The organism is Halohasta sp. A2 (genome assembly GCF_056175805.1).
The window spans coordinates 1-255 of the sequence record NZ_JAQFWV010000288.1 but is presented as its reverse complement, the minus strand read 5'-3'; the positions used below and the strand labels follow the sequence as shown (position 1 = coordinate 255).

Below are 255 nucleotides of genomic sequence, written 5' to 3'. Positions count from 1 at the left end.
TGGGAGTCGATATCTTCATTTCGGGTTTCGAAGGTGTGCCAGCTGAACTTATCGACGCTGTCGACCTCCAGCTAATCGCTTGTCCCCGCGGCGGACCGGAGGCCAGTGTCGACATCAATGCGGCGACCGAGCGTGGCATTCCAGTGTTGTACGCCCCTGGTCGGAACGCTGAGACGGTCGCCGATCACACAGTAGGGCTGTTGCTCGCGGCGACACGGAACATCGCCCGCGCCCACCATCGCCTGCGGATGGGCA

At 62.4% G+C, this 255-nt stretch carries 1 pseudogene; it reads left to right on the top strand.

What is annotated here, in order from left to right:
• Nucleotides 1-35: 35 nt before the first annotated feature.
• Nucleotides 36-255 (top strand): annotated as a pseudogene (locus O2S87_RS19170) (2-hydroxyacid dehydrogenase); the annotation flags it as partial.